Below are 20,212 nucleotides of genomic sequence, written 5' to 3' on the forward strand. Positions count from 1 at the left end.
TGGTGTAGCGGAGTGTGACTGAAAGAAACAACCCTTCGGCAAAGCTCAGGAGCCTAAGTGCAGTATCTACACAGTAAATAGTATTATGTAGGCATGCTTAACATGACCTGGGAATTCAAACTAGAACCCACTCCTGAGCAAGTTATAGAAATTGAACACACCTTAACGATGTGTCGAAAAGTCTGGAACTTTGCTTTGCGTGAGCGTAAGGACTGGCTTAATTCTCGTAAATGCTCAGTGAATGCTTGTTCTCTTAGGCATGAGTACATCATGTCAGGTGATGAGCCATTTCCTAGTTATCACCTTCAAGCCAAACGTTTAACCCTTGCTAAGAAAGAGATTGCCGAACTCAAAAGCGTCAATGCTCAAATGCTTCAGCAAGTCTTGAGACAACTGGATGCATCCTGGGAGCGTTGGCTGACCAAGCAATCGGGTCTACCTAGATTCAAAAACCAAGCTCGACTGCGAAGCTTTGTATTTCCTCAGATGCTCAAGCATCCTCTCAGTGTAAGAGGCATCAAGCTTCCGCAACTGGGCTGGGTCAAAGTGAGATGGTCTAGAGATATACCCCAGATATGCGAAGTCAAACAAGCTCGTATTGTCCGTAAGGCGTCGGGGTACTTTGTCATGTTGAGTTTACAGGCTGATGTGGATATTCCAGAGGTGCCCTTTCATGGCCATCCGGTGGGAGTTGATGTGGGCTTGGAATACTTTCTATCTACTTCAGATGGCTTACAGATCAAACATCCCCGCTTTTTTAATGAGTTGCACCGCAAGCTGAAATTGCTGCAACGTAGACTCAAGACCAAGCAAAAGGGGAGTACTAACCGGTCCAAACTGCTGAGGAAGATCGCCAGAGTTCATCAACGGATTGCCGACACTCGTAAGGACTGGCATTTCAAGACCGCCCATCAGCTTTGTGACCAAGGAGATTCCATCTTCGTTGAAGACTTGGATTTCCGCATAATGGCGAAAGGGTTTTTGGGTAAACACACATTAGATGCTGGCCTTGGGCAGTTTAACAACCAGATCCTTCCTTGGGTGTGCTGGAAGCGTAATGTTTATTACGGCAAGGTTGATCCTAGAGGAACTAGCCAGGAGTGTCCAGATTGTGGAGCAACGGTGAAAAAGGATTTGAGTGTCAGGATATCTCACTGTTTAGAGTGCGGCTCAATTAAGCCGAGAGATATTGCGGCGGCTCAAGTCATTTGTACCCGTGGGCAACGGGGAATAGAAAATGCCTGTGGAGTCGAGGTGACGGGGGGTTCAGTAATGAATTCTAGTCAACTGGCTTTGAAGCAGGAAATCTTTGGAGCGATCTAAAGAATCTCCTTGCATACCCGCTAGAGTTGCTGGGAGAGGATGTCAAGGTTCGATCACATTCAAATCTTCTAGGGCTGTCTGGATAGATTGAGTCAACTCATCCACGGCCTTCCTGGCTCCCTTGCGGTTGGCACTATAGGTGGGCCACCGGTCCGTCACGGAAATAGGATCACTAATGGTCAGCTTCAAGGATTGGGTCCCTAGCTGTGGCGGAGAATGGGAATCGCCTCCTTGAAGGAAGGTGATAATTTTCCACATAATCAGAACAATCTCGGCAAATCGATCCCCGGTCGGTTTCTCCAAAATATAGGTGCCATTCACCATGGTTAGCCGCTCAACCATCCGCATATGTCCAATTCGGAGACTCGCCTCTTGGGCTAACCAATCCGCCATCCCCCGTTCAACAGGAGTCAGCTGATCCAAGTCTTGCCGATAAATGCGATCAAAACTCGCCTGCTCTAGGCGCCGACAGCGATCCACGATCTCTCCTTTAGCCGTAAGACCAAAGTAGGATTCAGCAGCTTGCAGCGCGATATCTAACTGCTGTTTTAGTTGAAAGGCAAGTTTGGCATTGCGATCAGAGGGGTCATAGGGCACCGGATCTATCTCGGGACGAGACAAATGGTAGTACTTGCTATAGAACCGATCCATTTCTATCAGAAGACACTCACCCAAGCGCAGCACTCGACCATATAAAACATCTTTTTCAGGATCTTTGAGGAGGCCTGGCGGAGACACTTCAGCTGGCAATTCCATTTGAGATTCCAGCTGATCCAGTAACTCTTTGATGGCTTGCCAAGGAGGAGAAACATAGCGATACCGAATCCGTAACGGCACAATGTAGACTGATTCCGACCGATTCGCTTTCTGCAAGTCTTCGATACACCAAAAGCCCATTTGGGCGACACCCGGCTCTAACGGACTCACCAACTCATTATGTTCATTGGTGCCTCCTTCTGGTGCAATGGCAATGGGATAAGGGCTATTGGCAAAGATTTCACGAGCTGCCCGCAAGCCCATCCGATCCGCTTTCCCCCTAAGAATCGGTGTCCCCCCCAATCTGGGGAATAACCAAGACACAAATTCCCCTGCCCATAGGGGAATACCGCGGTCGTACATAAAGTGGCTGTAGGTAGGCCGCTTAAAGCGAATCCCTGTTTTGCGCGCTTCCTTGGGAACTAGCCGCCACAGCATATAAGACATGGCAAAGGGATCTTTGGTACTAGGATGCCGGAAGGCCATCAAGAACCGAGTATTACCGGCCTGAAACTCCTGGTACAGCTTGACTAAAACCTTTAAGTTTTCGGCTTCAACGGACGTAACAGAGAGCTTCCAGGGCATCCAGGCTGGTAACAGAAAACGGACGGTTTCTATCACCCAAGGCGTGAGACGTTGCGGAATAAATGCTAGAGGCGGTTGAGCTTTAGAAACGAACTTGGGCAAGGATAGCAGCTCCCTATTCAGGTTTGATTGATCACGCTACCCTAAGAGAATAGCTTGTTTATCTTGGACTGCAAGACTGACTTTATGGCCGAAACACCCCTACAGCGACCCACTACAACCGTTGTCTTGGCGATGAGTGCAGACGGCAAAATTGCCGATGCCCAACATTCTCCCCCTGAGTTTGGGTCTGCTGAAGATTATGCCCATTTAGAGCGACAGGTTGCGGCGGCTGATGGCATACTTTTTGGATCGGCCACCCTCAAAGCGGGGGAAACCGCTATGCGAGTGGTGACCCAAGATCTCATTAATGCTCGATTAGATCGGGGCCAGCCCGAACAACCAGCCCAAATTGTCTGTACGCGTTCGGGGGATTTAGACCCCAACCTCAGATTCTTCCAACAAGCCGTTCCCCATTGGCTAGTCACCACCCAAGCGGGTGGGCAGTCCTGGCAAGAAAAATCCCATTTCGAGCAAATTTTCACTTATGAAACAGCTACCCAATCCATCGATTGGGCTCAGGCACTTGCAGCAATGCCCGCATTAGGAATTCGCAACATAGCAGTCCTTGGAGGAGGCCAAATTGTGGCAGCCCTGTTAGCAGAAGATTTAATTGATGAGCTTCACCTAACTGTTTGCCCGATCTTGCTTGGGGGGAAATCAACCCCCACCCCTGTCGCTGGCAAAGGCTGGCTACAACAAGATGCACCTTGGCTAGAGCTGCTTTCCGTTAAGCAAGTTGAGAACGAGTTATTTTTGCACTATCGTCGCCGTCGTTAGCAAGCATTGACTAGAGCAATACTCTTAGTCTGGGTTTGCTAACTGCTATTACTCTGAATCAGACTCGTCTTCGTCTGATTCAGCAGCAGCGGGACCTTCATGCTTAAGGGTTAGATAGCGAATCACCTGTTCACTAATGCGCATTTCGCGTTCTAATTTTGCGATCGCATGTCCCAGACCGTTGTAGTTCATCTGGATATAGACGCCTTCACGGAAATTTTGGATCTCATAGGCCAACCGACGCTTGCCCCGGTGTTGAGTATCAATTTCCTCAACCCCTTGTTCTTTCAGCAGGTCTTGATATTTATTAATCGCCTGATCCAACTGCTCTTCACCTAAGTCTGGGCGCAGAATATACATCGTCTCGTAAGCAGTCATGAAATTTTCTCCTTATGGGCTTGAGGCTTCTTGTACACAGGTTTATATCTGCAGTGCATTGATCACGTACAGTTCAGATGCGTAAGAAGCAAGGATCTAGGATTTTAGCATTTAATGCCTGGCACGATACACTCTCTGTTCCCCTTCATCCAAGAAGCAATCAGAGAATAACTAATCGGCAGAAAGGTTTAAGTCAGTGGTGATAGACCTAAAGCTAGGCCTTGCAAAATAATAGCCTTGAAATAGCTGAATATCCATTTGCTTGAGAATATTCAATTCTGCGTCGGTTTCAACCCCTTCTGCAATGGGTTCAATGGCTAACTCCCGACAGACTTGAATAATCCCTCTGACAATGGCTTGACGACCTTTATCTTGGTCAATATTGCGAATCAAAGCCATATCCAGCTTAATGAAATCTGGCTTAAAATCAGCGAGAAAATTTAAACCAGAATAGCCCGCTCCAAAATCATCTAATGCTGTTTTAAATCCCAGTTTTTGATAATGCTCAATAATAGCCCGGACATGGGCATAGTCCTTAACCTTCTCAACTTCCGTTAATTCAAACAAAATTCTGTTGAGGGGGAAATTGTATTGTGTAGCCGTTTCAATGGTGGTGCGAATACAAAGATCGGGCTGATAGACTGCATTAGGGAGAAAATTGATACTGACCATTGACTGAATCCCCAACTCAGCCGCTAACTGAATCGCCCGAACTCGACAGGCTTGATCAAAACGATATCGACTTTCATCTGTCACCTGCCCCAGAATACTCGCCGCAGACTCATTATTAGGGCCACGCACTAGGGCTTCTTGAGCAAAAATAGTGCCATTACCCAAATTTACAATGGGTTGAAACGCCATTGTGAAGTCAAACTGCAGTTCGGGTGTACTCAGACATCCAGAACATCCCACTGACAAAGGTTCTTGATCCACCACGATAGTGTTTTTGAGACCACAGATGAAAAATTGAATCTTCCGCACATAGCGACGGCAGAAACTCATCAAACCTAAATACAGAGAATCAAAATTTCAGCTATGTGCAGATATAGCTAGTGTGCCCCAAAAGAGTGGACTTTCCACATACACACAATCCATCAATATCTCTTTCTACAGCGTTAAACCGAGAAACGATTAAATCTGCATATTGACTGCATTTGAAATAGCGGGAATTTCGGCATATTGGCCTTGAACCGTTTTAAATACGCTATAGGCAAAAATAGCGAAAATACCTAAGAAGATGGTGTTGAATAGCGTTTCAGTCAACAATGCAAGCTGAAGCCCTTGGCTAATGATCGGCAATACCAAGTTGCACACCATGAGTATGAGATCTAGCAAAATCGCTTGCAACACATTAAAGCGAATAAAACGACTAATATTTTCATTCCGAACGACGGCAAAAAACAATCCCATAAATAGGATTAAACCTGCAAACGGAATCAGGCGGATAAATTGGGCATAAATTTGTACAAGCGGAATGATGGGCAATAGGCCAATGCTAGTCAGTGTCGGAAACTGGCGCATAATATATTGGCCATCACCGTAGACAATTGCATCCATCAGAGGCAGTAAATAAGGCAACGCGCCAAACACTCTTTCGGACCAAGGGGTTGAATCATCCCAACTCATTGCATTGTCTCCCAAATTATGGATTCACACCGTTTCATCAATGTAACGTATCTCCATTCCCGTTTTAGGAGATTCCACAAAAGAACTAACAATTGGCTGAAATCATTACCAGGGACTAATCACGGGTTTGGGCGTAAGCCGCATCAGAAATCAAGGGCACCTCAGCATGATGTCCTCGCAGAGATTGAACCACTGAGAACACCACGATACCCAGGGTGCCTAGGAATAAAACATTGGACAGTACCATGACAAATAGTCCGCCTCCTGAAGTCGTACTACCCACAGAACTGCCCAGAATACCTACTACCTGCAGAACCATCAAAATTATTGTCAGAGATATACCGAGCATGATCGCCTGCATGGCGTTATAGCGAATGAGATGACGGATACGGTTATTTCTGACGACACCAGCATACAGGCCGATAAAAACCATCAATCTGACAATTGAGAGTCCCCCACCACCAATGAGATAAATGGGCAGGAGTAACTCGATGGGGAAAAACAACAAACGCAATGGGGGAAATTGACTAAATATAAAACTGCCAAAAGGGTAAGTATTCAACAAGGGCACTAGAAACGGTAAACAGGATAGAAGCCGCTCTTGTGTTGTTGTTGCTCCACGCAAAGCCATACAAGCCCCTTTTTAAAATGTGGATTATAGATAATCTTCACTCACTATAAGGGATAGTTCCCAATCGCCAATCACCCCTTCTGAAAAGTCTTTGACTATCCAGCAACGGAAATATGGTGGGTTTACCTGAAGCAACGGTCAGGTCTCAACCCCATACCAACCCATTACTCCACTTCAGCAACTCGAAATCCCATTTGACACCGGTATTGCTTCGGCTGCACCTCAGTCTCTGAAATCTGTTCTAATAAGTGACCACAGCACAATCGATTCTGGTGCCATCGAGGCTGGCCCTGGCGATTGGCCAGTAAACAAGACTGGCAGACAACTTGCGGAGAGAGTAATTGATCTTCAGTTAGGATGACTAACATTATCAACCTCCAAACACTTTGATCAGCTCTACATACCATTTTAGGCGACCCATCTAGGAGTTGTCTGCTATGGGCTATTAAGAATTAAGCAGAGGGGTTAGAAGATGCTGTCATTTCCATCAGAATCCAGTCCCCTTGAACTGAGGTGTTAAGGATGCTTATAGGCGTTAAGATAATTACTTTAAAGATCGTTGTTATCCGTTGGGGAAGCAAGAAAAACACACAGCTAAGGACCTATTAACGTACCGATGCTGTTCGATCGTAGCTTTGTTGACACTGGAAAAGGACAGGCTGTGCCATGCAAACTAGCTTAGATATTTTGACAGAAACCGATCCTGCGATCGCAGGAATGCTACAGCAGGAATTACAGCGCCAGCGTGATCATCTAGAGCTGATTGCCAGCGAGAATTTCACCTCCGCAGCCGTCTTGGCAGCACAAGGCTCAGTCCTCACGAATAAGTATGCAGAAGGACTCCCCGGCAAGCGTTACTACGGTGGCTGCGAATTTATTGATGCGGCTGAGCAGCTGGCCATTGATCGAGCCAAGGAATTATTTAATGCGGCCCACGTTAACGTTCAGCCTCATTCTGGCGCTCAGGCCAACTTCGCCGTTTTTCTAACCTTACTCCAGCCAGGCGATACCTTCATGGGGATGGATTTGTCCCATGGTGGTCACTTAACCCATGGATCTCCAGTGAATGTCTCGGGCAAATGGTTCAATGTCGTCCAGTACGGCGTCGATCCAGATACCGAACAGCTCAACTACGAGACAATTCGCGAGCTGGCCCTCAAGCATCGGCCCAAAATGATTGTCTGTGGTTACTCTGCCTATCCTCGCATCATTGATTTTGAGAAATTTCGGGCGATCGCAGATGAAATCGATGCCTACTTAATGGCAGATATTGCCCATATTGCTGGCTTGGTGGCATCCGGTCATCACCCCAATCCTTTACCCTTCTGTGACGTAGTTACGACAACCACTCACAAAACCCTCCGAGGTCCCCGAGGCGGTCTGATCATGACCAAGGATCCTGAGCTGGGTAAAAAGTTCGATAAATCTGTCTTCCCCGGCACCCAAGGCGGCCCCCTAGAGCATGTCATTGCGGCTAAAGCAGTGGCCTTTGGTGAAGCCCTCAAGCCTGATTTCAGCAATTATTGTGGCCATGTGATTGAGAATGCCCAAACCCTAGCCAAACAACTTCAAGAACGTGGATTCAAAATCGTCTCTAACGGTACAGACAATCACCTATTGCTCGTTGACTTGCGTTCTATTAGCATGACAGGCAAGCAAGCCGATCAGCGGGTAAGCCAAGTTAATATCACAGCCAACAAAAACACCGTGCCCTTCGACCCAGAATCTCCCTTTGTCACGAGTGGACTCAGATTAGGATCTCCTGCCATGACCACTCGGGGCATGGGAACTGCAGAATTTACCGAGATTGCTAATATCATTGCTGATTGTCTGGTAAAGCCTGAGGACACAGCAGTAACAGAAGACTGCCGCCAGCGCGTTGCTAATCTCTGTTCGCGATTTCCCCTTTATCCTCATCTCACTAGCCCTGTGCCTGCTTTAACCCAGTAAGCATCCCCCTGGGTTTGGCAACGAGGCTTGTGTTTATCCCCGTTCCTCATGCATGATGTCATTGTGACAGTTCATTAAGACTGTTTTCTATTCTACATGGTTTGCTCAATTTTCTTTACGTAGCAGGATCTCGGATGCCTTACCATCTGGTTGCCTTTCTCGTGGCTGCCCTCGTGGTCCTCTGGAGTACACCAATCGTTAAAAGGATTGGTTTAAAGAGTGGCTATGTAGACATGCCCGACCCCCGAAAAAGTCCACAAGCGCCCCATGGTGCGTTTGGGGGGTATTTCCATCTTTATGGGGACCCAAATTGCCCTACTCATTGTTGCCATCTCCGGCGGATTTGGTGACCTACCACCCGCATCGGCCTCCGAAGTCTGGGGGGTGGTCATTGGGGGCATGCTGTACTTCTTGATTGGCCTTGCCGATGATTTATTTACCCTAACGCCTTGGTCGCGGCTGTTAATGCAGTTTGCGGTGGCTGGAATGGCCTGGGGGGGGTTGGGGTCCGCATCGACTTTGTCACATTGCCTTTCTCTGACTTAGGACTCATCAATATCGAGTGGCTCAGTCTGCCCCTGACCTTAATATGGCTAGTGGGCATGGCCAATGCCGTCAACTTTATGGATGGCTTAGATGGTCTAGCGGCTGGCATCTCAGGAATTTCAGCAGTGGTGATGTTGGTGGTCAGCTTATTCATGAACCAACCAACGGCAGCTTTGTTGGCTGCAGCCCTTGCAGGAGGAGCTTTAGGCTTTCTTCGCTATAATTTCAACCCTGCCCAGATATTTATGGGAGATGGCGGCGCTTATTTCTTAGGATTTACCCTGGCAGGCGTTGGGGTAATTGGCTTAGTCAAAACGGTGACGACTGTCGCAGTTGCCTTACCCTTTGTCATCTTGGCAGTACCCATTTTTGATACGTCTACAGTGGTTCTCAACCGGTTGCGTCGCGGCAAGTCCCCTTTTAGTGCCGATAAAGGTCACCTTCACCATCGTCTTCTAGAAGCAGGACTCTCTCAACGGCGCAGTGTCCTTCTTATTTATGCCATTGTTTTTTGGGTCGGCAGCTTAGCCATCGCGATTGCTGGCATTCCTGCAGGTACAGCCTATGCGATTGGAGCGACTTTACTCTTGTGTTATGCCATCTGGCGCGCTTGGCAGCGGTTGCAAGAACCCCGCACGTAAGGAAGAGCCAAGGATCTCCCCATTAAACCAATCTAGGTTCTACAAACATTTCTCTAATCATCCATAAGCCCGATTCTTTCTGCAGACGGCAGCGGACAGGAGCAGAGTCGAAGTTTGTAATTGGCACACCTAATGCGGTGGCTTTAGATTGAGTATCGATAATGGCAAAAAATGCTTCAGGCGTTTCTTCCACAATGCTGTAGACATTTATACAAAGACAGGGATTGATAAACCATGGGAGAGACTCAAATACTCGTTTTTGTGTATTGATATAGGCTCGCTTACTGCTGACGCCAAACAGATCTCCACGATAGCGGTCAGACAGTAATAGCTTGAGTTTATAGGCGTTCTTACTATCGTAGGCTTCCTTAAAGCGTTTGAAGGTCAAGACCACATGTTGAGGAAGATGGGGTGGATTGGCCTGTTTCTCATGCCAAACTTGTAGCCACTTCAACCCCTGAATCGCTGTCGTGACAAAAAGTCCTGATTCAAACATGTTTGGCCTATTCTTTCACAAAACGCTGGCTTTAATTTACCCAATCAGCTACCAAACCGAGTCAGCTCGTCACATTTACGTTAGAAGTAACGATACAGTGTTGAGGATAAGTCAACGAGATTAAAGGGTATGAGCCGAAGCGCTGAGGTCATTTGCGTGGGGACAGAGCTGCTCCTTGGAGAAGTACTGAACTCAAATGCTCAGTTTTTGGGGCAGGAATTGGCTCGGTTAGGTATCGCTCATTTTCATCAGACCGTGGTGGGAGATAACCCCACTCGTATCAAACGTGCGATCGCATTAGCTTGTCAACGCTCTCAACTCCTGATCTTCACTGGTGGCCTGGGACCGACCCCCAGATGACCTCACCACAGAAACCTTGGCTGATTTCTTCCAAGCTCCTTTGGTCAACCATCCCGAAATTTTAGAAGATATTGCCCATAAATTTGCCCAGGGCAACCGAGAGCCCAGTCCATCCAACGACAAACAGGCCTTACTCCCCGAGGGCGCTCAAGTCCTACCTAATCCCATCGGCAGTGCCCCTGGTATCATTTGGCATCCACACCCAGAGCTGACGATTTTCACCTTTCCTGGTGTTCCCAAAGAGTTTCATCGGATGTGGCAGGAAACAGCCGTACCCTATCTGCAATTAACAGACTGGGTGACCGCCCAAATTTATAGCCGGGTCCTCCGGTTTTGGGGTATTCCCGAATCTACTCTAGCGGACCAAGTGGCTCCCCTATTAGCCTTAACCAACCCCACCGTTGCGCCCTATGCCAGCAAAGGACAGGCTCGATTACGAATTTCCACCCGCGCCACCTCACAGGAGACGGCCTACCAAGTCATTACACCCATCGAACAACAAATCCGACAAATTTGCGGACTGAACTGTTTTGGTGCCGATGATGAAACCTTGGAATCCATAGTTGGCAACCTCCTACAACAAAGAGGAGAAACCCTAGCCGTTGCCGAATCCTGTACGGGTGGAGGACTAGGGCAACGACTTACTGGTGTATCTGGTAGTTCAACCTATTTTTTGGGAGGGGTAATTTCCTATGCCAATTCTGCCAAACGAGATTTGCTGAAGGTAAACACAGCAGATCTTGAACAGTATGGAGCCGTGAGTGCAATTGTGGCAGAACAGATGGCAGCAGGAGTGCGATCTCAACTTCGTAGTACTTGGGGCATTAGCATTACTGGCATTGCAGGTCCAGAAGGTGGCACCGAGACTAAACCGGTTGGCCTGGTATATATCGGATTATCAGGACCACAAGGAACCCAAAGCTTTGAATATCAAATTAGTCCGTTAAGAGGACGGGACTGGGTTCGACAGATGAGTACGTCCCATGCCCTCGATCGGTTGCGTCGCCAACTGCTGGCAGAGCAACCATAAAATTGCTAGCGTAGACATCCGGGCTTACACGTAATTTGGTTACAGAGACCACACAATCAATCAGTAAATATGCTACGTTAAAGAAACGTTATAACATTTTTTTGTTTTATAACCATCTGTAAAAACAATCATATAGTTTTTTCGGATGCGTTACAACGTCACTGCGAGGGATTATTTACTCAATGGACTATTTAGATAAAATCATCGAAAAAATCAAGAATTTTGCTCGTAAGCTCGTTGAAGTTCTGGTTGGTCCAGAAGTTGAGCCTGAACTAGAGATGATTCCTATCCCTGTTCGAGATCGGCATTAGACTCCTTCTATTACTTATCAGTTCGTCCTTAGGTTTTTTTAGAAATCTAATGATGCTAATGGGCTTTGCTGTTTTATGCTGCTAAATAGCCGTAAAAGATGGCAAACTTCGAATGTCATGACTAACCAGCGCTTTTCGCTGATTTCCTGTGAGTCGTCTTAGCATCCTGGTCCTGCACGGTCCTAACCTAAATCTACTCGGTCAGCGTGAACCCGGTATTTACGGTTCAGTCACCCTAAAAAAAATTAATCAGCAGCTGCTATCTCTGGCAGAGAAGCTGCAATGCGATATTGCATTCTATCAATCCAATCATGAAGGCAACCTAGTCGATACTATTCAGGAAGCCTTGGATTGTCATGACGGCATCGTCATCAATGCAGCAGCATATACCCATACCAGTGTCGCTATTCGCGATGCTTTAGCAGCTGTCGCTATTCCAGCTGTTGAAGTTCATCTGAGTAATATCTATCGCCGCGAAGACTTTCGGCATCATTCCTTTATCGCGCCAATCGTTGTCGGTCAAATCAGCGGATTCGGTGCCCAGAGCTACTCTTTAGGACTCCAAGCCTTAGTTAATCACTTACAAACCCAGACTTAATCCTGCCCTAGGCGATTCATTACGAAGTCTAGACTATAATAAACTTTTGTTACTGAAATCCGGGATTGTCGAGGGAGAATTCCGTGAGCCTGCAGTTGGTATCGGAGTTCTAAATGCTAAGACTGGAACATGTTAGTAAGGTCTATCCCACGGGCGAAATTCTCAAAGATGTGAATTGGGAGCTAAAACCGGGTGATCGGATTGGCTTAGTGGGCGTCAATGGTGCAGGCAAATCTACCCAACTCAAAATCATTGCTGGGGAAGTAGAGCCAACATCGGGAGAGGTCATTCGTCCCAACAACCTTCATATTGCCTATCTCAACCAAGAGTTCGATGTTGTCACAAGTCGAACCGTACGGGAAGAATTTTGGACCGTTTTTACAGAAGCCAACCAAGTTCAGCAACAGCAGCAGCAAGTCCAGCAGCAAATGGAAAGTGCTGATCCAGACACCCTCGACGACTTAATCCATCAGCTGGACCGGCTACAGCGTCAGTTTGAAGCCTTAGATGGCTATAACCTAGAGTCCCGGATTGAAAAAATCTTGCCGGAAATGGGCTTTAGCTCCGAGGATGGAGACCGATTGGTCAGTGCCTTTAGTGGCGGTTGGCAAATGCGGATGTGCTTAGGTAAAATCCTGCTGCAAAGCCCCGACATTCTCCTACTGGACGAACCGACCAACCACTTGGACCTAGAAACCATTGAGTGGCTAGAGACCTATTTAAAAGGACTCACGACCCCCATGGTGATTGTGTCCCACGATCGCGCCTTTATGGATCGACTCTGTACTCGAATCGTGGAAACTGAGCGGGGAGTGGCTACCTCTTATTTGGGCAACTATTCTGCATACATCCAACAGAAAACAGAACAGCAATCTGCCCAGCTGAGTGCTTATGACCATCAGCAAAAAGAACTCGAAAAACAGCAGGCCTATGTGGATCGCTTTCGCGCAAGTGCCACCCGCAGTACCCAAGCAAAAAGTCGCGAAAAGCAGCTCAACAAAGTAGAACGAATTGAAGCCCCCACTGCCGATGTCCGCACCCTGAAGTTTCAGTTTCCTGCTGCACCTCGTAGTGGCCGAGAAGTCATCATCGTCAAGGATATGGTGAAAACCTATGGAGACGATATTCTTTTCCTAGGGGCCAACCTATTGCTAGAGCGTGGCGATCGAGTGGCCATCTTAGGCCCGAATGGGGCCGGAAAATCCACCCTCCTGCACATGTTGATGGGAACAGAGCCACCCGATGAAGGTACCATCAAGTTTGGAGAGCATAATGTCATCCCAGGGTATTTTGAGCAGAACCAAGCAGAGGCTTTGGATCTTTCAAAAACCGTGATGGAAACCATTCATGATGAGGTACCTGATTGGAAGAATGAAGAGGTACGGACCCTCTTGGGACGTTTCCTCTTCAGTGGCGAAACTGCCTTCAAACGAGTGGAAGCTCTGAGTGGAGGGGAGAAAGCTCGGTTGGCCCTAGCCAAAATGTTGCTCAGCCCCGTCAACTTACTCATTCTAGATGAGCCGACCAATCACCTCGATATTCCAGCAAAAGAGATGCTAGAAGCAGCACTACAGGATTACGACGGCACGGTCGTGATTGTGTCCCATGACCGATATTTCATCTCACAAGTCGCGACTAAAATTGTGGAGATCAATGAGGGAGAATTGACTCTCTATCGGGGCGATTATCAGTACTACCAAGAGAAAATAGCTGCCACAGCCGAGCAAGCAAAACAAGATAAGATTGCCGCCGAGAAAGCAGCCAAAGCTGAGGCGAAGCGGACCAAGAAGCGAAAGAAAGCAAAAGCCAAGGTTTAGTAGTAGCCTGCAGTAGAATCTCAACCGTTTTAGCCCCCTAAAACACACCATAATGCTGCTGAAATGCATCAGGTGGCCTATTTTTCTCCGTGCTAGAGTATGTTCTGGTGGCGATCTTTCAGCATTATGGTATTCAAAAATTTTACTTATCCGACTGTGGCACTCATTGGGGTTGCAGCAGTTGCAATTGCACCTCAACCTGCCCAATCCCTCAGTCCTGATCAAATCAGTGGCATTGCGAAACAAGTCACGGTTCTAATCGATGGTCAAAATCCAGGATCAGGAGTGATTATCAATCGGGATGGCGATACCTATACCGTTCTCACTGCGTTTCATGTCGTCGGCACCCCCGATGAATATGATGTTGTCACCCCCACCGATCAACGCTACAAATTAGACTATCAAACCGTTAAACGCCTGCCAGGCATTGATCTAGCTGTCCTCAAGTTTAAAAGCGATAAAACCTACAAAGTCGCCGACCTGGGGAACTCTACCCAAATACAAGAAGGGAAGCCCATTTTTGTAGCGGGATTTCCACAACCGACTCAAGCCATTAACTTATCGATTTACCGATTTACCGAAGGGCGGCTCACCGCCAACTCGTCTAAACCTTTAGCCGATGGCTATGCCCTGGTTTATAACAATTCCACACGGCCTGGCATGAGCGGCGGCCCCGTCTTAGATGATCAAGGAGCCCTGGTCGGAATTCATGGTCGCTCTGATGCTCAGCAACAGGGCAATGTCTACTTCAAAAATGATACGAACCTGGGCATTCCCATTGATACCTTCTCAACGATGGTCCCTCAGATAGGGGTTAAGTTAGATTCTAACCTTGCAACCTCTCCACCTAGCCCATCCAATCCCTCTATTCCTCCACGCCCGCCAGTGCCCCAAGGACCAAGGGCAGGTGACTTTTACCTCCAGGCCACTGATAAGCTGCAGCGGGGAGATTCCCAAGGGGCGCTGCAGGATCTGAACCAGGCGATTAGTCTAAATCCTAGCTATGCCAGTGCTTATGGCGATCGGGCCACCATCAAGTTTCAGCAAGGCGATCGCCCAGGAGCGCTCGCAGACTTAGACCAAGCAATCCAGATTGATCCTCAGTTAGCAGATGCCTATGGGATTCGCGGACTATATCGGGTGGTCACTGGCAATATTCGCGGGGCTCAATCCGACGTTGAGAAAGCAGTTCGTCTAAAACCTGAAATCGGCTATGCCTCTCGGGGAGTCGTGCGCTGGTATCGCAGTGATTTATCAGGGGCTCAATCCGATTTCGATCAAGCATTAAACCTCAAAGCCTCTTTCAAGGATGCCTATGCTGTTCACTATTTTCGTGGGTTTGTCCGGTGGCAGTTGGGCAATTATGATGGCGCTCTGAAAGATCTGAATCGTTCCATTCAGCTCAATCCTAAATATTTAGAAGCTGTAGGCGTTCGGGGAATTTTGCGTTTCCAAATGGGAGACAATCAAGGGGCCTTACGGGACTTTGATGAAGGCATCCGCATCAATACTGGCAGTAGTGATATCTACACCATCCGCGGCATGATTCGCCTCACCCAAGGCGATAACCCAGGGGCCATTTCTGATTTTGATCAAGTTATTCGCATCAAGCCTGGCAATGTCGCTCTTGCGGATATGTATGGTAGCCGGGGAATTGCCTACTTCCAGGCGGGGAATGACGAACAAGCTCTTGCCAGTCTTCAACAGGCGGTTCAACTGGCAAAAGATCCGAGCAGCCGAGATTCCTATCAGAAGTTAAGTAACGCGATTAACCAAGTGCAATCGCAACCTGCATTACGCCCTAAGATGAAGGCCTTTATCCAAACCTTTATGCAGAGCTATCTAAAACGATATATCGGCCAGTATGTGCAGTCCTATCGTCCTCTCCAAAGCTAGGGGCTGATCGAGTAATGAGGCGAGATCAGCAGGGGCTAGCCCAGCATGTTGGCTGAGGTTAGCCCTCTCAAGGCCCAAGACTTAGCAGAGGCAGTAGCTTTAGATCTGCAGATTTTTGGTGGCTGGTGGAGTTTGCAAGGGTACCAGCAAGAATTGGACCGGCTGAGCAGTACTTTATTGGGACTACGATTGCGAATGGAGGCTTCGAATCCTGCAATCCGTGATGATCAGACAGCGTCATCTCATCCCTTGATTGGCATCAGTTGTCTATGGAGAGTCGAAGACGAAGCCCATATTACGATGCTGGGTATTCATCCTCAACATCAAGGGCAAGGGCTGGGCCAAGCCCTATTAACATCACTCTTAACATTAGCCAGACTTGAGCAAGCCAATCGAGCCACGTTAGAAGTCAATGTTGCCAACTCGGCAGCCGTGAAACTATACAAAAAATTGGGATTCAAAACCGCTGGGCAACGGCCCCACTATTACGACAACGGTGAGGATGCCCTCATCCTATGGCAAGGAGATTTACAGACCCCTCAATTTCAGCAATCTCTTGAGGTATGGCAACGCGACACTGAGCATCAACTCGCCCTGTGGGGATGCAGTGGTCTAAAGATGATCTGGGGTGATGCTAAGGCAGACTCTTAAAGTAATTTCGTAATATCCACACCCTAGTTTGATCATTTATGACCCAATTGTTGGAAAGATAAATCTACAATGGATCAAAGGAAAAAGCTGTTTTGGTCAAAAATAGGATTTTTCGTTTACGAAAGTTCCTCATCGATTCAGTGAGAATCCTTATGTAATCACCAATTCAGCCGATCTATCGTGCTAAAATTGGGTTTACCAGCAAGCAGCAGGTTGTGGGAAAACGCCATGTTTGAACGCTTTACAGAAAAAGCCATTAAAGTCATCATGCTGGCTCAAGAGGAAGCCCGCCGCTTGGGGCACAATTTTGTCGGCACAGAGCAAATTCTTTTGGGCCTCATTGGAGAAGGAACAGGCGTGGCTGCCAAAGTTTTGAAATCCATGGGTGTCAATCTTAAAGATGCTCGCGTTGAAGTAGAAAAAATTATCGGTCGCGGTTCTGGGTTTGTTGCGGTAGAGATTCCCTTTACCCCCAGAGCAAAGCGCGTTCTCGAGTTGTCCTTGGAAGAGGCCCGTCAATTGGGTCATAATTACATTGGCACTGAGCACCTGCTTTTAGGACTCATCCGTGAGGGTGAAGGGGTCGCCGCCCGTGTCCTGGAAAATCTTGGAGTTGACCTGGCTAAGGTTCGCACTCAAGTCATCCGCATGTTGGGTGAAACAGCAGAAGTCTCTGCTGGCGGTGGACAAGGACGAACCAAAACGCCAACCCTAGACGAATTTGGGGCCAATCTAACTAACCTAGCGACTGAAGGCAAGCTCGATCCGGTCGTCGGTCGTCAAAAAGAAATTGAGCGCGTCATTCAGATTCTCGGCCGTCGGACCAAAAACAACCCGGTCCTGATTGGTGAGCCAGGTGTGGGTAAAACTGCGATCGCAGAAGGTCTCGCCCAGCGCATCGCCAATGGGGATATTCCCGACATCCTGGAAGAGAAGCGCGTGGTTACCTTGGATATTGGTCTGCTGGTTGCCGGCACCAAATATCGAGGTGAGTTTGAAGAGCGCCTCAAGAAAATCATGGATGAGATTCGCCAAGCCTCCAACGTTATTTTGGTGATTGACGAAGTTCATACCCTCATCGGTGCGGGAGCTGCTGAAGGGGCCATTGATGCCGCTAACATCCTCAAGCCTGCGTTGGCTCGGGGTGAACTGCAGTGCATTGGTGCCACCACCTTAGATGAATATCGTAAGCATATTGAGCGGGATGCAGCCCTGGAACGTCGTTTCCAGCCTGTCATGGTGGGTGAGCCTTCTGTTGAAGAAACCATCGAAATTCTGTATGGCCTGCGCGAACGCTATGAGCAGCACCATAAGCTCAGCATTTTAGATGAGTCTTTGGAAGCAGCTGCTAAGCTCTCTGATCGCTATATCTCTGATCGCTATCTCCCGGACAAGGCCATCGACCTGATTGATGAAGCTGGATCCAGAGTGCGGTTGATTAACTCGCAACTACCGCCTGCCGCGAAGGAATTAGACAAGGAACTTCGCAAGGTCCTCAAAGATAAGGACGATGCAGTTCGGTCTCAAGACTTCGATAAAGCGGGTGAACTGCGGGATCGCGAGATGGAGATTAAGTCCGAAATCAAAGCCATTGCTCAGAACAAAAAAAATTCTAGTGATGAAAAGACAGACGATTCTCCCAAAGTAACGGAAGAAGATATCGCCCATATCGTGGCCTCCTGGACTGGGGTTCCCGTCAGTAAACTGACGGAATCTGAGTCTGAGAAGCTGATGCATATGGAAGATACCTTGCACCAGCGCTTGATTGGTCAGGATGAAGCCGTACGCGCTATCTCTCGGGCGATTCGGCGGGCTCGTGTGGGTTTGAAGAATCCCAATCGTCCCATTGCTAGCTTCATTTTCTCTGGTCCGACCGGGGTGGGCAAGACAGAGCTAACTAAGGCTCTAGCAACCTACTTCTTTGGGGCCGAAGAAGCCATGATTCGCTTGGATATGTCTGAGTACATGGAGCGTCATACGGTTTCCAAGTTGATTGGTTCACCTCCTGGCTATGTTGGCTATAACGAAGGTGGACAGCTCACTGAGGCTGTTCGACGACGTCCTTACACCGTGGTCCTCTTCGACGAAATTGAAAAGGCCCACCCTGATGTCTTCAATATGCTGCTGCAGATTTTGGAAGATGGTCGCTTGACCGATGCCAAAGGACGGACGGTGGACTTCAAGAACACCTTGCTGATCATGACTTCGAACATCGGGTCGAAGGTGATTGAGAAGGGTGGCGGTGGACTTGGCTTTGAATTCGCCGAGGATGAAGCGGATTCCCAATACAATCGGATTCGCTCCTTGGTTAACGAAGAGCTGAAGGGCTACTTCCGACCTGAGTTCTTGAACCGACTAGACGAAATCATTGTCTTCCGTCAGCTCAACAAGGCTGAAGTTAAAGAAATTTCTGAGCTCTTACTGAAGGAAGTCTTCGTCCGCTTAGAAGAAAAGAACATCACCTTGGAAATCACGGAGCGCTTTAAGGAGCGTTTGGTGGAAGAGGGCTACAACCCCAGTTATGGGGCACGTCCTTTACGTCGGGCCATTATGCGCTTACTGGAAGACACCTTGGCTGAAGAAATTCTCTCGGGTCGGGTGAAGGAAGGCGATACTGCCATCGTTGATGTCGACGAAAATCAGCAAGTCAAGATTGCCCCGGCTGAAAAACGGGAACTGCTGCCTCAAGCCGCAGAATAATCAACGACCTGCTCATTGCTGAAAAAGGGAAATCCGAAAGGGTTTCCCTTTCTTGTTACTACCTCTATAACGCCCAGGACGATCTATGACTGCAGAGACCCCTGTCCACAACCACGATCACCACGACCATGATTCCTGTACTCACAGTCACGGCGTTATCGATCCCAGTTTGGCGAGTTCTGAACGGGGCTTGTGGGCCGTCAAATGGTCTACGGCGGGACTGCTAATCACGGTTTTACTCCAAGTGGGTGCGGTTTATCTTTCTGGCAGTGTGGCCCTCTTGGCTGACTTACTCCACAACGTCGGCGATATTATTAGTGCTTTACCCTTGGGCATTGCCTTTTGGATGGGACGATTGGCCCCTAGCCGTCGATTCCAGTATGGCTATGGTCGAGTTGAAGATTTAGCTGGCGTCATGATCATTCTGATTATTGCGGCTAGCGCCGTAGCTACGGGATATGAATCGATTCAGCGATTTATCCATCCTCAACCTTTGGAGCACTTGGGAGCAGTTGCGATCGCAGCCGGTATCGGTTTCATCGGCAATGAATCCATTGCTCTATTTCGCATCCGAGTCGGCAAGGAAATTGGTAGTGCAGCATTAGTCGCAGATGGATATCATGCCCGCACTGATGGGCTTGTCAGCTTAGCAGTGGTCATCAGTGCAATAGGGTTATGGCTGGGCTACCCTTGGGCTGATCCAGTGGTGGGGTTAGGGATTACTTTCGCTTTACTGCATATTGTTTGGGATTCTGGCCAGACCATTTTGACGCGGTTACTAGATGGCATTGAGCCTGGAACGACAGAGCAATTACAGCTGGCCCTTGCCAAATATGACTATACAAATTTAAAGGCCCGATGGATGGGACATCAGCTTTATGCTCAGGTTTGTCTGGCAGTAGAGTCTGAGATGAGTGTTGGAGACGGGGATGCGATCGCAAACCAGCTTCGTACTCACCTCCAACAAGAAATTCCTTATCTATCAGACATTTGTATAGAGATGCAGAAAAAATCCTAACTCTTGAGATGCAGACTCTA

The 20,212-nt window shown here is 48.1% G+C and carries 17 protein-coding genes and 2 pseudogenes; 12 read left to right on the plus strand and 7 right to left on the minus strand.

Annotated elements, in window-relative coordinates; genetic code table 11:
• Positions 1-93 precede the first annotated feature (93 nt).
• A complete protein-coding gene (locus tag HRE53_RS07645) occupies positions 94-1,323 on the plus strand; it encodes a transposase (RefSeq protein ID WP_315876426.1) in 1,230 nt (409 codons plus the stop codon).
• Between the two features lie 42 nt (positions 1,324-1,365).
• Here HRE53_RS07645 and HRE53_RS07650 read toward each other — a convergent pair whose 3' ends face one another.
• Entirely contained in the window at positions 1,366-2,766 is a 1,401-nt protein-coding gene (locus HRE53_RS07650) for a 1-acyl-sn-glycerol-3-phosphate acyltransferase (RefSeq protein WP_235109803.1), read from the minus strand.
• A gap of 84 nt (positions 2,767-2,850) precedes the next feature.
• Between HRE53_RS07650 and HRE53_RS07655 the strand changes: the two genes are divergently transcribed.
• A complete protein-coding gene (locus HRE53_RS07655; RefSeq protein WP_235109804.1) occupies positions 2,851-3,543 on the plus strand; it encodes a RibD family protein in 693 nt (230 codons plus the stop codon).
• Positions 3,544-3,591: 48 nt separating this feature from the next.
• Here HRE53_RS07655 and rpsF read toward each other — a convergent pair whose 3' ends face one another.
• The 5 genes from rpsF to HRE53_RS07680 form a co-directional block, all read right to left on the minus strand.
• A complete protein-coding gene (gene rpsF, locus HRE53_RS07660; protein ID WP_212662912.1) occupies positions 3,592-3,921 on the minus strand; it encodes a 30S ribosomal protein S6 in 330 nt (109 codons plus the stop codon).
• A 171-nt stretch (positions 3,922-4,092) separates the two neighbouring features.
• Positions 4,093-4,782 carry an EAL domain-containing protein gene (locus HRE53_RS07665; protein WP_235111066.1) on the minus strand — a complete coding sequence of 230 codons (690 nt, stop codon included), beginning with the start codon at positions 4,780-4,782 and terminating at the stop codon, positions 4,093-4,095.
• 270 nt (positions 4,783-5,052) lie between these two features.
• Positions 5,053-5,547 carry a Tic20 family protein gene (locus tag HRE53_RS07670; protein WP_212662913.1) on the minus strand — a complete coding sequence of 165 codons (495 nt, stop codon included), beginning with the start codon at positions 5,545-5,547 and terminating at the stop codon, positions 5,053-5,055.
• 115 nt (positions 5,548-5,662) lie between these two features.
• Positions 5,663-6,178 (minus strand): Tic20 family protein, encoded by a 516-nt coding sequence (locus HRE53_RS07675; protein WP_212662914.1) that lies wholly within the window; start codon positions 6,176-6,178, stop codon positions 5,663-5,665.
• A gap of 164 nt (positions 6,179-6,342) precedes the next feature.
• Positions 6,343-6,546 carry a hypothetical protein gene (locus HRE53_RS07680; protein ID WP_212662915.1) on the minus strand — a complete coding sequence of 68 codons (204 nt, stop codon included), beginning with the start codon at positions 6,544-6,546 and terminating at the stop codon, positions 6,343-6,345.
• 298 nt (positions 6,547-6,844) lie between these two features.
• On the opposite strand from HRE53_RS07680, the gene glyA reads away from it, so the two are divergent.
• Entirely contained in the window at positions 6,845-8,128 is a 1,284-nt protein-coding gene (gene glyA / locus HRE53_RS07685) for a serine hydroxymethyltransferase (protein WP_235109806.1), read from the plus strand.
• 134 nt (positions 8,129-8,262) lie between these two features.
• Positions 8,263-9,315, plus strand: a pseudogene (locus tag HRE53_RS07690) (glycosyltransferase family 4 protein).
• A gap of 22 nt (positions 9,316-9,337) precedes the next feature.
• Here the strand turns inward: HRE53_RS07690 and HRE53_RS07695 are convergent.
• Positions 9,338-9,811 (minus strand): hypothetical protein, encoded by a 474-nt coding sequence (locus tag HRE53_RS07695; RefSeq protein ID WP_235109807.1) that lies wholly within the window; start codon positions 9,809-9,811, stop codon positions 9,338-9,340.
• Positions 9,812-9,940: 129 nt separating this feature from the next.
• On the opposite strand from HRE53_RS07695, the pseudogene HRE53_RS07700 reads away from it, so the two are divergent.
• The 8 genes and pseudogenes from HRE53_RS07700 to HRE53_RS07735 all read left to right on the plus strand — a co-directional run bounded on the left by HRE53_RS07700 (position 9,941) and on the right by HRE53_RS07735 (position 20,192).
• Positions 9,941-11,201 (plus strand): annotated as a pseudogene (locus HRE53_RS07700) (competence/damage-inducible protein A).
• A 182-nt stretch (positions 11,202-11,383) separates the two neighbouring features.
• Positions 11,384-11,512, plus strand: a complete 129-nt coding sequence (locus HRE53_RS07705) for a DNA topoisomerase I (protein ID WP_212662920.1) — start codon at positions 11,384-11,386, stop codon at positions 11,510-11,512.
• A 148-nt stretch (positions 11,513-11,660) separates the two neighbouring features.
• A complete protein-coding gene (aroQ, locus tag HRE53_RS07710; protein ID WP_235109808.1) occupies positions 11,661-12,110 on the plus strand; it encodes a type II 3-dehydroquinate dehydratase in 450 nt (149 codons plus the stop codon).
• 113 nt (positions 12,111-12,223) lie between these two features.
• A complete protein-coding gene (locus HRE53_RS07715; RefSeq protein ID WP_212662922.1) occupies positions 12,224-13,927 on the plus strand; it encodes an ABC-F family ATP-binding cassette domain-containing protein in 1,704 nt (567 codons plus the stop codon).
• A 126-nt stretch (positions 13,928-14,053) separates the two neighbouring features.
• The gene (locus HRE53_RS07720; protein WP_235109809.1) at positions 14,054-15,823 is read left to right on the plus strand and encodes a serine protease; all 1,770 of its coding nucleotides are present in this window, start codon (positions 14,054-14,056) and stop codon (positions 15,821-15,823) included.
• 45 nt (positions 15,824-15,868) lie between these two features.
• Positions 15,869-16,474, plus strand: a complete 606-nt coding sequence (locus HRE53_RS07725; RefSeq protein WP_235109810.1) for a GNAT family N-acetyltransferase — start codon at positions 15,869-15,871, stop codon at positions 16,472-16,474.
• Positions 16,475-16,702: 228 nt separating this feature from the next.
• The gene (locus HRE53_RS07730; RefSeq protein ID WP_212662925.1) at positions 16,703-19,174 is read left to right on the plus strand and encodes an ATP-dependent Clp protease ATP-binding subunit; all 2,472 of its coding nucleotides are present in this window, start codon (positions 16,703-16,705) and stop codon (positions 19,172-19,174) included.
• Between the two features lie 85 nt (positions 19,175-19,259).
• Positions 19,260-20,192 (plus strand): cation diffusion facilitator family transporter, encoded by a 933-nt coding sequence (locus tag HRE53_RS07735; RefSeq protein WP_235109811.1) that lies wholly within the window; start codon positions 19,260-19,262, stop codon positions 20,190-20,192.
• Positions 20,193-20,212: the final 20 nt, after the last annotated feature.

This window comes from Acaryochloris sp. 'Moss Beach', from assembly GCF_021497025.1.
GTDB classification, from domain to species: domain Bacteria; phylum Cyanobacteriota; class Cyanobacteriia; order Thermosynechococcales; family Thermosynechococcaceae; genus Acaryochloris; species Acaryochloris marina_A.

Bases quoted from the DNA above. Each gene is read 5' to 3' on its own strand.
- HRE53_RS07645 (WP_315876426.1), top strand. From the start codon at position 94: ATGCTTAACATGACCTGGGAATTCAAACTAGAACCCACTCCTGAGCAA.
- HRE53_RS07655 (WP_235109804.1), top strand. From the start codon at position 2,851: ATGGCCGAAACACCCCTACAGCGACCCACTACAACCGTTGTCTTGGCG.
- rpsF (WP_212662912.1), bottom strand. From the start codon at position 3,921: ATGACTGCTTACGAGACGATGTATATTCTGCGCCCAGACTTAGGTGAA.
- HRE53_RS07665 (WP_235111066.1), bottom strand. From the start codon at position 4,782: ATGGCGTTTCAACCCATTGTAAATTTGGGTAATGGCACTATTTTTGCT.
- HRE53_RS07670 (WP_212662913.1), bottom strand. From the start codon at position 5,547: ATGAGTTGGGATGATTCAACCCCTTGGTCCGAAAGAGTGTTTGGCGCG.
- HRE53_RS07675 (WP_212662914.1), bottom strand. From the start codon at position 6,178: ATGGCTTTGCGTGGAGCAACAACAACACAAGAGCGGCTTCTATCCTGT.
- HRE53_RS07680 (WP_212662915.1), bottom strand. From the start codon at position 6,546: ATGTTAGTCATCCTAACTGAAGATCAATTACTCTCTCCGCAAGTTGTC.
- glyA (WP_235109806.1), top strand. From the start codon at position 6,845: ATGCAAACTAGCTTAGATATTTTGACAGAAACCGATCCTGCGATCGCA.
- HRE53_RS07695 (WP_235109807.1), bottom strand. From the start codon at position 9,811: ATGTTTGAATCAGGACTTTTTGTCACGACAGCGATTCAGGGGTTGAAG.
- HRE53_RS07705 (WP_212662920.1), top strand. From the start codon at position 11,384: ATGGACTATTTAGATAAAATCATCGAAAAAATCAAGAATTTTGCTCGT.
- HRE53_RS07715 (WP_212662922.1), top strand. From the start codon at position 12,224: ATGCTAAGACTGGAACATGTTAGTAAGGTCTATCCCACGGGCGAAATT.
- HRE53_RS07720 (WP_235109809.1), top strand. From the start codon at position 14,054: ATGGTATTCAAAAATTTTACTTATCCGACTGTGGCACTCATTGGGGTT.
- HRE53_RS07725 (WP_235109810.1), top strand. From the start codon at position 15,869: ATGTTGGCTGAGGTTAGCCCTCTCAAGGCCCAAGACTTAGCAGAGGCA.
- HRE53_RS07730 (WP_212662925.1), top strand. From the start codon at position 16,703: ATGTTTGAACGCTTTACAGAAAAAGCCATTAAAGTCATCATGCTGGCT.
- HRE53_RS07735 (WP_235109811.1), top strand. From the start codon at position 19,260: ATGACTGCAGAGACCCCTGTCCACAACCACGATCACCACGACCATGAT.